Source organism: Ramlibacter sp. (assembly GCF_035706265.1).
Classification (GTDB): Bacteria; Pseudomonadota; Gammaproteobacteria; order Burkholderiales; family Burkholderiaceae_C; genus Ramlibacter.
The window spans coordinates 1-8,152 of sequence record NZ_DASSVG010000156.1 but is presented as its reverse complement, the minus strand read 5'-3'; the positions used below and the strand labels follow the sequence as shown (position 1 = coordinate 8,152).

At 72.9% G+C, this 8,152-nt stretch carries 15 protein-coding genes; 6 read left to right on the top strand and 9 right to left on the bottom strand.

All coding sequences use genetic code 11. From position 1 onward, the window contains the following. The 4 genes from VFM98_RS06210 to VFM98_RS06195 all read left to right on the top strand — a co-directional run. Nucleotides 1–555 (top strand): DNA-3-methyladenine glycosylase family protein (locus VFM98_RS06210; protein ID WP_414708990.1); only part of this gene is annotated, 555 nt, incomplete at its 5' end. Between the two features lies 1 nt (nucleotide 556). Beyond that, a complete protein-coding gene (locus tag VFM98_RS06205; RefSeq protein WP_325109033.1) occupies nucleotides 557–1,054 on the top strand; it encodes a methylated-DNA--[protein]-cysteine S-methyltransferase in 498 nt (165 codons plus the stop codon). An 80-nt stretch (nucleotides 1,055–1,134) separates the two neighbouring features. Further along, nucleotides 1,135–2,031 carry a DMT family transporter gene (locus VFM98_RS06200; protein WP_325109032.1) on the top strand — a complete coding sequence of 299 codons (897 nt, stop codon included), beginning with the start codon at nucleotides 1,135–1,137 and terminating at the stop codon, nucleotides 2,029–2,031. Next, nucleotides 2,028–2,189, top strand: coding sequence for a hypothetical protein (locus VFM98_RS06195; protein ID WP_325109031.1), 162 nt, complete (start codon nucleotides 2,028–2,030; stop codon nucleotides 2,187–2,189). Before VFM98_RS06200 ends, VFM98_RS06195 begins: the two co-directional genes overlap by 4 nt. 84 nt (nucleotides 2,190–2,273) lie before the next feature. Here the strand turns inward: VFM98_RS06195 and VFM98_RS06190 are convergent, their stop codons facing one another. Continuing rightward, complete coding sequence (locus VFM98_RS06190; protein WP_325109030.1) at nucleotides 2,274–2,645, bottom strand: hypothetical protein; 372 nt, start codon at nucleotides 2,643–2,645, stop codon at nucleotides 2,274–2,276. A 95-nt stretch (nucleotides 2,646–2,740) separates the two neighbouring features. On the opposite strand from VFM98_RS06190, the gene VFM98_RS06185 reads away from it, so the two are divergent. Continuing rightward, a complete protein-coding gene (locus VFM98_RS06185) occupies nucleotides 2,741–3,493 on the top strand; it encodes a hypothetical protein (RefSeq protein WP_325109029.1) in 753 nt (250 codons plus the stop codon). Nucleotides 3,494–3,495: 2 nt separating this feature from the next. Here VFM98_RS06185 and VFM98_RS06180 read toward each other — a convergent pair whose 3' ends face one another. From VFM98_RS06180 to VFM98_RS06160, 5 genes are all read right to left on the bottom strand, one after another. Beyond that, nucleotides 3,496–3,642 (bottom strand): hypothetical protein, encoded by a 147-nt coding sequence (locus VFM98_RS06180; protein WP_325109028.1) that lies wholly within the window; start codon nucleotides 3,640–3,642, stop codon nucleotides 3,496–3,498. Continuing rightward, the gene (locus VFM98_RS06175; RefSeq protein ID WP_325109027.1) at nucleotides 3,639–3,821 is read right to left on the bottom strand and encodes a hypothetical protein; all 183 of its coding nucleotides are present in this window, start codon (nucleotides 3,819–3,821) and stop codon (nucleotides 3,639–3,641) included. The genes VFM98_RS06180 and VFM98_RS06175 overlap by 4 nt, the downstream gene beginning before the upstream one ends. Before the next feature lie 28 nt (nucleotides 3,822–3,849). Continuing rightward, nucleotides 3,850–4,023, bottom strand: a complete 174-nt coding sequence (locus VFM98_RS06170) for a hypothetical protein (RefSeq protein WP_325109026.1) — start codon at nucleotides 4,021–4,023, stop codon at nucleotides 3,850–3,852. Between the two features lie 3 nt (nucleotides 4,024–4,026). After that, nucleotides 4,027–4,191 (bottom strand): hypothetical protein, encoded by a 165-nt coding sequence (locus VFM98_RS06165; protein ID WP_325109025.1) that lies wholly within the window; start codon nucleotides 4,189–4,191, stop codon nucleotides 4,027–4,029. Nucleotides 4,192–4,282: 91 nt separating this feature from the next. Further along, a complete protein-coding gene (locus VFM98_RS06160; RefSeq protein ID WP_325109024.1) occupies nucleotides 4,283–4,645 on the bottom strand; it encodes a hypothetical protein in 363 nt (120 codons plus the stop codon). A 168-nt stretch (nucleotides 4,646–4,813) separates the two neighbouring features. On the opposite strand from VFM98_RS06160, the gene VFM98_RS06155 reads away from it, so the two are divergent. Next, nucleotides 4,814–5,872, top strand: coding sequence for an Ldh family oxidoreductase (locus tag VFM98_RS06155; protein ID WP_325109022.1), 1,059 nt, complete (start codon nucleotides 4,814–4,816; stop codon nucleotides 5,870–5,872). 28 nt (nucleotides 5,873–5,900) lie between these two features. Here the strand turns inward: VFM98_RS06155 and VFM98_RS06150 are convergent, their stop codons facing one another. The 3 genes from VFM98_RS06150 to VFM98_RS06140 all read right to left on the bottom strand — a co-directional run bounded on the left by VFM98_RS06150 (nucleotide 5,901) and on the right by VFM98_RS06140 (nucleotide 8,026). After that, nucleotides 5,901–6,656, bottom strand: a complete 756-nt coding sequence (locus tag VFM98_RS06150; RefSeq protein WP_325109021.1) for a hypothetical protein — start codon at nucleotides 6,654–6,656, stop codon at nucleotides 5,901–5,903. 14 nt (nucleotides 6,657–6,670) lie between these two features. Beyond that, nucleotides 6,671–7,111, bottom strand: a complete 441-nt coding sequence (locus VFM98_RS06145) for a hypothetical protein (RefSeq protein WP_325109020.1) — start codon at nucleotides 7,109–7,111, stop codon at nucleotides 6,671–6,673. A 216-nt stretch (nucleotides 7,112–7,327) separates the two neighbouring features. After that, nucleotides 7,328–8,026, bottom strand: coding sequence for an aspartate/glutamate racemase family protein (locus VFM98_RS06140; protein ID WP_325109019.1), 699 nt, complete (start codon nucleotides 8,024–8,026; stop codon nucleotides 7,328–7,330). Between the last annotated feature and the right edge of the window lie 126 nt (nucleotides 8,027–8,152).

Genomic DNA, 8,152 nt, shown 5'->3' with positions numbered 1-8,152 from the left:
GGCGACGGGCTGCGCGTGCCGGGCGCGCTCAGCGGCTACGAGCTGGCCGTGCGGGCGGTGCTGGGCCAGCAAATCACGGTGGCGGCGGCCCGTACGCTGGCGCAGCGGCTGGTGCAGCGCTTCGGCACGCCCATCGCCACGCCGCACCCGGGGCTGCGCCTGCTGTTCCCGGCGCCCGAAGTGCTGGCCGCGGCCGAAGGCGACGCGCTGGGGCAGATCGGCATCGTGCGGCAGCGCCAGGCGGCGATCGTGGCCATCGCGCGGGCCGTCGCCGAAGGGCGGCTGGCGCTGCATCCGGGCGCCGACGTGCCGGCCACCACGGCGGCCCTGAAGGAGCTGCCCGGCATCGGCGACTGGACGGCGCAGTACATCGCGATGCGGGCCCTGCGCTGGCCCGATGCCTTCCCGGCCGGTGACGTCGCCCTGCACAAGGCGCTGGGCGTGCAGCAGATGAAGCAGCCGGCGCGCGAAGCCGAAGCCGCTTCGCAGCAATGGAAGCCGTGGCGCAGTTATGCCGTCGTGCGCGCGTGGAGCGCGCTGTCGCAAGGAGGATGAAATGAGCAATGCGATCGAGCGCGTCTGCGCGCATTACGAAAGCCCGCTCGGCCCGATGCTGCTGGCCGCCACCGACCGCGGCCTGGCCGGCGTGTGGTTCGTCGGCCAGCGCCATGGGCCGGACAGCAGCGGCTGGCGCGAGGATCCGGCGCATCCCGTGCTGCGCGAAGCGGTGGCGCAACTGGCGGCCTGGTTCGCCGGCGAACGCGAGCGCTTCGAGCTGCCGCTGGACCTGCAGGCCGGCACGCCTTTCCAGCAGGACGTCTGGGCGGCCCTGCTCGCGATCCCGCGCGGCGGCACCACCAGCTATGCGGAACTGGCGCGCCGGGTGGGCCGCCCCGGCGCCGCCCGCGCCGTCGGCGCCGCCGTCGGCCGCAACCCGATCAGCATCGTCGTACCCTGCCACCGCGTCGTGGGCAGCGGCGGCAGCCTCACCGGCTATGCCGGCGGGCTGGAGCGCAAGACGGCGCTGCTGAAGCTGGAAGGGGTTGGAGGCTAGAGGCTCGGGGGTGCAGATCACGATAATCGGCTGTTTCCCCAGGCTCCAGGCCCCAGCCTCTAGGCCCTCCCGATAACAACATGTCCTTCTCCTCCATCATCGACTTCGCGGCCCTGGCGGCGATCTGGGGCTCCTCGTTCCTGTTCATGCGTTTCGCGGTCGTCGACTTCGGCGCGATTCCGACGGCGGCCGTGCGCGTGACGGTCGCGGCCGCCTTCCTGCTGCCGCTGATGCTGTGGAAAGGCCATGCCGCCGTGTTCCGCGCCAACTGGCGGGCGATCTGCGTCGTCGGCATCCTCAACTCCGCCCTGCCCTTCGCGCTGTTCTCGTTCGCGCTGCTGGCGATCACGACCGGCCTGTCGGCCATCCTCAATGCGACCGTGCCGCTGTTCGGCGCCCTGGTGGCGTGGCTGTGGCTGAAGGACCGTCCCACCGGCACCCGCGTGCTGGGGCTGGCGATCGGCTTCCTGGGCGTGGCCCTGCTCGCCTGGGACGGCGCCAGCTTCAAGCCCACGGCGTCGGGCATCGCCCCGGCCTGGGCGGTGCTCGCCTGCCTGCTGGCGACCATCTGCTACGCGATCGCGGCGAGCGCCACCAAGCGTTATCTGAGCGGACTGCCGCCGCTGGTGACGGCCACCGGCAGCCAGGTCGGCGCCGCGGCGGGATTGCTGCTGCCCGCGTTGTGGCTGTGGCCGGCGCAGGCGCCCGGCACGCGCGCGTGGCTGGCGGTGGCGGTGCTCGGGCTGCTGTGCACCGGCATCGCCTACATCCTCTACTTCCGCCTGATCGAGCAGGCCGGGCCGGCACGGGCGCTCGCCGTGACCTTCCTGGTGCCGGTGTTCGCGATCCTCTACGGCCTGCTGTTCCTCGGCGAGCACGTCACGCCGCGCATGCTCGCCTGCGGCGCCGTCGTCGTCTGCGGCACGGCGCTGTCGACGGGCCTCCTCAAGCTGCGCATCCTGCGCCCGCAGCCATGAGTTCCTCGCCGCGCAAGATCAAGCTGGCGCAACCGAAGCCGCGCAATCCGCTCGTGGCCCCCGCGTCGCAACGCAAGGCCGGCGCCCACCGCAAGTCGAAGTCGGGCCAGCGGCAGGAGCAGGAGGCGCGATTGCGGAAGGAACTGCGGGGCTTGTAGGAACCAGCGCGCGGCTGAATTCGTTGGCGCTGAGCGGCGAAGCCCGAAGCCCAGCGACGCGCGAGCGCAGCGAAGCGCCGGCTGTCAAAACCGCGGCAGATCCAGCAGGCGCCTTCCCGGCTGCTCCTCCGCCGCCGCCAGCGTCTCGGTGCCTTCGGGCAACACGTCCACCTTCACCTGCGGCCCCATCTGCAGGGTGCCGCGCTCGGTGGGGAACAGGGTCACGACCGTGTCGCCTTCGACCAGGCGGTCCACCACTTCCACCAGGCGGGTGGGCGCGGGCCGCAGGTCCCAGTGTTCGAGACTGGGATCGATCATGCCCATCATCACTTCGGAGATCTGGCTGCCTTCCACGTGCACGGCGGTGATGCCGTACAGGACGGACGGCACCGGGGCGTGGCTCAAGCCGGCCAACGGCGTGCTCGTGCGGGAAGGCTCCATCGATTTCTCAACCATGCGGCTCATTGTGGGCGCCCACTCAAGCGCCTCGATAAGCCGAGCGCGCGTGAAGGCGTGGGAGAGTGCCTACCGTTCTACACTGGCGCCCTCCGATGGCCGTCAGCGATCCTACCCCTTCTGCGAGCCCCGCGCTCACCCGCGCGCACGGACGGCGCCTGCGCGACATCTACCGCTCGGCGGGGTGGCCAAGCCAGGACCCGCTGGAGATCGACCTGCTGGCGGCCGGCCTGCTGGAGCGCGTGCGCTCGGGCGCCGGGCACGAGACGCTGCGCGTCACCGACGCCGGCGTGCGCTGGCTGGCCACGGTGCTGGCGCGCAACCGCTCGGCGCTCTCCGCCCACGAGGCCCTGGTGCAACGCGTGGCGCAGGAAATGGCCCGTGCGGGCCGCCTCGCCTGGACCGGCCTGAGCCTGCGCGCCCAGGTGGCGAGCGGCGACGAAGCCAGGCCGCTGCGCTGGTGCGTGGCGCGCCCGGACGTGTTCTCGATCCGCCACACCTCCGTGGAAAGCTACGTCGAGCCGATCGTTCACGAGATCAAGGTGCGCCGCGCCGACCTGCTGGCCGACCTGCGGCAGGAGTCCAAGCGGGCCGCCTACCGCGACCTGGGCGAATGCTGGTACGTGCTGGGGTGCGATGCGCGCGGCCGCAGCATCGGCGAGCCGGACGAAGTGCCGGCCGAATGCGGCGTGCTGCTGGCCGGGCGCGAGGGCCGGCTGCAGGTGGCGCGCGCCGCGCAACGGCCGCCGCGCGCCGGCCTGCCCTTCGGCGTGTGGATGGCCCTGGCGAAGGCCACGCCCCTCGAGAGCCCGGACGACGACGCCCAGGGCCTGCTCGCTTCGAACTGAAACTACTGTTTCGGGTGCTCGGACTTGCCCGGCTCGGGCGCCTGCACGCGGCCCTTCTCGGGATCGGACGGGGGCGCCGCCGGCTCCGGATTGGCGGGCTTGGGCGGTTCGACCGGCGGGGGCGGCGGCGCCGGGGCGTTGGGGTTCATTCGCGCTCGGAAGTGTGCAGCGGCCTGTCCTCGCGCACCCCGTTGCGCTCGGTCACCGCGCTGGCGCTGCCGTCGCCGCCGCCGGGGATGTCGTCCTCGGCGACGTTGAACTCGGGCTCCTCGTGTTCGAGGCCGGGCGTGGGTGGCGTGATGCCGGAAGGGGTGCGGATGTAAGGCATGGAGCTTCCTCGTTTGCTGCGATGCGAATCAGATCGTCGGCTTCTGCACGCCTGGATCCTCCGGCTCGGCCGGCGGCAGCGCCTGGCCGAACTCCGGCTCCACGGGCAGCTGCGAAGGATTGGGCGGCGCCTCGTCCGAGCTTTCCTCCGGGTACGGCTCGGGCTCGACGGGATGGGTGGGCGCGGGGTGGCGGGGCGGCATGGCTCAGAACGGGCTCTTGGGCCCCAGGGCCGCTTCGGCGGGCTGCCGCGGCTCGGCCTCGGGCGGGGCCGCCTCGGGGGCGTGGGCCGGCGGGGAGAAGCCGTCCTCCAGGCTTTCCAGCAGGGGCTCGCCTGCGCACAGGCTGGGATCGACATCGTTGGGCATCACGCGAACCTCCTTGGCCGCATTGTGCGCCCGAGCGGCGGCACCGTCTTCGGAAACGGGGCCGTTCGTCTGTAGTCGCGCTCCGGCGCAGCCGTCAGCGCTTGTCGTCCGCGAGCCGCTGCACCTCGCGGCGCATCACGGCGCTGGGCTCGTGCGTGAAGGGCAGCCGCGGCAGGCCGATCAGCGCCTGCAGGCGCGCGTGCGCGCGGTCCATGTCGGCGCCCACCATGGCCAGCGCCACTTCGTGCGTGGGTTCGTTCTGGGCGATTTCCAGGTAGGCGTTGCGCAGGCGCTGGTAGTCCGCGTCGGCGCGGGCCACTTCGTCCTGCAGGGCCACCACCTTGGCGTATTCGGCCCGGCTGTAGCGCGCGGGCTTCTGCCTGTCATCGGTCACCCGGCCCGGGCGGTCGTCTTCGCTTGCATGGGCCCTTGCGTGCGGCCCGGTCCTCTTGCTCATGCAATCATGCTAGGAACTAGCGCACGCCGCCGGTGTAGGACGGGATGCGTTTTGCATGCGCTTTCGCCCGCCGGGCCGCGCATTATTCACGCTCTTGCGCACGGCGAGAACCTCGGGTTGACGCGCATGGCCGGGTCGCCGGGCGCCGATAGCATGGCGGATTCCCGAATGCCCGCCGACCGCGTCCCTGCCGCCCAGGTCTGCCGCTTCATCGCCGCTGCCATGGAGCGCCTGGGGCTGCCGGCCGAGGACGCACACACGGTGGCCCGGCTCATGACGGCGGCCGAGGTCCAGGGCTCGGACGGGCACGGCGTGATCCGCCTCGTGCCCTACGCCCGGCGGATCCGGGCCGGCGGCGTCAACGCGCGGCCGCACATCCGCATCGCCAAGGAAAAGGCCGCCATGGCGCTGATCGATGGCGACAACGGCATGGGCCACCTGGTGATGCACAAGGCCGCGCAGATCGCGATCGCCAAGGCGCGCCAGTGCGGCGTGGCCTGGGTGGGCGCGCGCGCCTCCAACCACGCCGGGGCGGCATCGCTCTACGCGCGCATGGCGCTGGAGCACGACATGCTCGGCCTGTATTTCGCGGTGGGTAACGCCAACCACCTGCCGCCCTGGGGCGGGCTGGACCTGCTGCTGTCCACCAACCCGATCGCCGTGGCCGTGCCCGCCGGCGAGGAGCCGCCGGTCGTGCTGGACATGGCCACCAGCGTGGCCGCCTACGGCAAGGTGCGGGCCCGGGCGCAGCGCGGCGAAGCCCTGCCGGAGGGCTGGATGGTGGACCGCCGCGGCGAGCCGCTCACCGATCCCAGGCGCGCCGCAGAAGGCCTGCTGCTGCCGATCGGGGGCTACAAGGGCTACGGCCTGGCGCTCGTCATCGGCCTGCTGGCCGGCACGCTCAATCGCGCGGCCATGGGCAGCGAGGTGGTGGACTTCAGCCGCGACGACACCACGCCCACCAACACCGGCCAGGCCATCCTGGTGATCGACCCCGATGCCTTCGGCGAGGTCGATGCGTTCAAGGCTCGCGTCGACCGCCTGCTGCGCGAGCTGCGCGCCAGCGAGCGCATGCCGGGCGTGGAGCGCATCCGGATCCCGGGCGAGCAGAGCCACGAGAAGCGCCTCGCCAACGAGCGCGACGGCCTCGCGCTGCCGCCCGCGCTGCGCGAACAGCTCGACGTGCTGGCACGGGAGCTGGCCATCCCGGCGCTGGGCGAGGACTGAATCCTGCGGCAACGCACGCAGGGGCGCTTCAAAAACTGGCGCGGTAGGTGAGCCCGGCCCGGGTGTCCGGCCGCGTCGGCGCCAGGCTGCGGCCCACGTGCACCAGCCAGCGGCGCTCGACTCCATCGAGCGCGGCATAGAGGGTGGCGTCGCGCACTGCGGGCTCGCCGGGCAGGTGCTGGCGCAGGTCCAGGAAGCCGCCGACTTCCACACCGGCCGCGAGCCGGCGTGCGGCGCCGAGCTCGCCGTCGAGCGCATGTCGGCCGGCGTCGCGGCCGGGCAGGTTGCCGGCACGGCGCCAGCCGGCGTCGCCGAACAGCTTCCAGGCCCCGGCCGGACGCAGCAGCTCCAGCCGCACCGACTGGCCGGCGCCGCCGGTCTCGAACCCGCCCACCGCATGGCCGGCGCCGCTCTTGGCGCGCAGCACCAGATCCACGCGGGTGGTCCCCGGGTCGGCGTCGCGCAAGGGCACCAGCAGCTTGAGGCGGGCGTCGCCGGTGCCTTCGTCGGCGCCCCGGATCCCGGGGCGCCGGGGCGGTGCGGCGTCACGCAGGCCGGCCACCTGCCGCCAGGGCAGATCGACCTGCACCGTCCACGCCTCGGCCCGGTAGCGCAGGCCGAGAGCGGCTTGGCGCACCGGGACGCCCGAGGGCTGGTCCAGGCTGCCGGTCGAGACTTCGTTGGTCACGTGCACCTCGACGCGATCGGCCCGCGGGCCCGTGCCCGCGGCGGCGGCAGCGCCGGCCAGGCCGGCGCAAAGCAGGAGCAGGCTGGCGCTGCGCATTGCGGTCTTTCGCGTCAGGCGATGGAGCCCGCGCCGGCGTCGTCGCTGAGGCGGTGGCCCTTGCCGTCGTCGCGGCCGCGGCCCCGGCCGCCGTGGTCGTCACCGGCTTCCGTTTCACGCGCGATGGTGCTCGTGCCGGCGTCGTCGCTCAGGCGGTGGCCCTTGCCGTCGTCGCGGCCACGGCCCCGGCCGCCGTGGTCGTCGCCGGACTCGGCTTCGCGCGCGATGGTGCTCGTGCCGGCGTCGTCGCTCAGGCGGTGGCCCTTGCCGTCGTCGGGGCCACGGCCCCGGCCGCCGTGGTCGTCGCCGGACTCGGCTTCGCGCGCCAGGACCGTCGGCTGCACGCCGCCCGCGCTGAGCGCGAGCTCGCTGAGGGAGGGCTGCTGCGACGCGAAGGCGGCGTTGGCCAGCAGGCCGGCGGCGAAGATGGCGGCGACGTTGAACAGGTGCTTCATGGATAGGCCTCTTTGCTATGTGCGATGTGAGTGGAGTTGTGCGCGGTGCTGTTGCACTCGCACTGTCTCTTCGCAGGGGCCGTGCCATGCCGTTGCAGGGCCGGGAATGCAAGCCGCAAGGGCGGCGGAAGACGTTTGGCGGGCGCGACTGGGCGCGCGCACCCACGCCTTGCATCGGCGTGGGCGCCGTGGCCCACCCGTTTCTGTATCTTGACCCTACGGTGTAACGCCGATGGCGCGACGCAGCGCCGCGCGCGCGAGCAGGCGCGTCGAATCGAGCGTCGGCAGCGGCGAAGTGGCGTCGTCCAGGACCAGCGGCAGCTCCGTGCATCCCAGCACCACGGCATCGCAGCCGCGCGAGCGCAGGCGCTCGATCACACCCTGCAGGTACTGCAGCTGACGCGAACTGCGGAGGCCGTACACCAGTTCTTCCATGATGAGGCGGCCGACCTCGTCGCGCTCCTCGTCGGAGGGCCGCACGTATCCCAGCCCTTGCGCCGCGAGCTGCTCGGGATAGACCTCGCTGGCCACCAGCCAGTGCGTGCCGAGCAGGCCGAGGCGGCGGAAGCCGCGCGCGGCGGCCTCCTGCGCCACCACCTGTGCGATGTGCAGCCAAGGACGCGGCGAGCGCGGCGCGACGCGCGCGAAGGCCTGGTGGATGGTGTTGTCGGGGCAGATCAGGAAGTCGGCGCCGCTGTCCGCCAGCTTGCGGGCCGATGCGAGCATCAGGCCGGCGACGCCTTCCAGGTCGCCGGCATCGAGGCACTCGACGTAGCGGTGCAGCGAGGGCGTGTGCATGGAGACCTCGGGGTGGCGATGCAGCCCGAGCGCGGCGCTGGCTTCGGTGCAGATCGTGCGATAGCACAGCGCCGCGCCTTCGGCGGAACAGGCGACGATCCCGATGTGTTGCGGCATGGCGGCCTCCGTGCGGAGGCGCCATCGTGCCACAGGGAGGAGGCGCGGGCCACGGCGCCCGCAACCTGCGCGCGGAGGGCGGCATGGCGTCCTGCGCCACCGCCCGTGCCATGCCGGAACCCACGA